1 protein-coding gene is annotated in these 568 nt (G+C 68.0%); it reads right to left on the reverse strand.

All coding sequences use genetic code 11. The features are described from left to right. The coding region (locus tag F8C90_RS10810; protein ID WP_246155914.1) for a 1-deoxy-D-xylulose-5-phosphate synthase N-terminal domain-containing protein at positions 1 to 568 on the reverse strand (568 nt) is incomplete at both ends.

Raw genomic sequence — 568 nt, forward strand, 5'->3', positions numbered from 1 at the left:
TCCTTCATGTTCTTCCCGAAGCCGAGCAGGCCGCGAGCAGCGGGGCCGCCCTGCTCCATGGCCGCCTGCAGGCCCTCGCGGGCCTCGCGGTAGTGGCTGTTCGCCCGCAGGTTGCCCAGGTGCTTCATGAGCGCGCCCACGTTGCGCGAGATGGACATCTCGTTGTCGTTGAGGACGACCACCATCGGGGTCTGCGCCTGTCCGATGTGGTTGAGCGCCTCGAACGCCATGCCGCCCGAGAGCGCCGCATCGCCTATCAGGGCTACCACCTTGTTGTCGCCGCCCGAGAGGTCGCGCGCCTTCGCCAGGCCGAGCGCCACCGAAAGCGAGTCGGAGGCATGGCCCGAGGGATGCACGTCGTAGGGGCTCTCGCCGGGCTTCGGGAAGCCGGAGAGGCCTCCGTAGGTGCGCAGCGACTTGAACTCCTCGAGGCGGCCCGTGACCAGCTTGTGCGCATAGGCCTGATGGCCCACGTCGAAGATGAACCGGTCGCGCGGGCAGTCCAGCATGCTGTGCACGGCCAGGATGATCTCCACGGCACCGAGCGCCGAGCCCACGAGATTAAGAC

The organism is Ellagibacter isourolithinifaciens (assembly GCF_008831035.1).
GTDB classification, from domain to species: Bacteria; Actinomycetota; Coriobacteriia; order Coriobacteriales; family Eggerthellaceae; genus Ellagibacter; species Ellagibacter isourolithinifaciens.